Annotated in this window: 1 protein-coding gene; it reads left to right on the top strand. The window is 52.3% G+C overall.

Annotation, left to right across the window (positions count from 1 at the left end):
* The coding region (locus GJV22_RS20085) for an HYR-like domain-containing protein (protein WP_205461979.1) at window positions 1-763 on the top strand (763 nt) is incomplete at both ends.

Here is a 763-nt window from a genome sequence, read left to right as displayed (position 1 = left end):
GCCGAAGGCGACATCGTGATTGGTTATGTAGATTCATCCGATTTGGATGACTGCGGACTGGGCATGATTACCCGTACGTGGACCGCAACCGACTGTGCCGGCAACTCATCCAGCTGTGAGCAGATGATCACAGTTAAAGATGACGAAGCACCAGTAATCAGCTGTCCAGCCGATCTGATCGTAGACTGTGAGTTCGACGGCGAATCCGGTATGGCAACAGCAACAGACAACTGTACCGCCGAAGGCGACATCGTGATCGGTTATGTCGATTCACCTGCATTGGATGACTGCGGCCTGGGTATGATTACCCGCACATGGACCGCAACCGACTGTGCCGGTAACTCATCCAGCTGTGAGCAGATGATCACAGTTAAAGATGACGAAGCACCGGTAATAAGCTGTCCAGAGGATATGATCGTGGACTGTGAGTTCGACGGCGAATCAGGTATGGCAACAGCCACCGATAACTGTACAGCCGAAGGCGACATCGTGATTGGTTATGTCGATTCACCTGCATTGGATGACTGCGGACTGGGCATGATCACCCGCACATGGACCGCAACCGACTGCGCCGGTAATTCATCCAGCTGTGAGCAGATGATCACAGTTAAAGATGACGAAGCACCGGTTATCAGCTGTCCAGAGGATATGATCGTAGACTGTGAGTTCGACGGCGAATCCGGTATGGCAACAGCAACAGACAACTGTACAGCCGAAGGCGACATCGTGATCGGTTATGTCGATTCACCTGCATTGGATGACT

This window comes from Mangrovibacterium lignilyticum (genome assembly GCF_010882175.1).
Classification (GTDB): domain Bacteria; phylum Bacteroidota; class Bacteroidia; order Bacteroidales; family Prolixibacteraceae; genus Mangrovibacterium; species Mangrovibacterium lignilyticum.
This window is presented reverse-complemented; position numbering and strand designations above follow the sequence as displayed.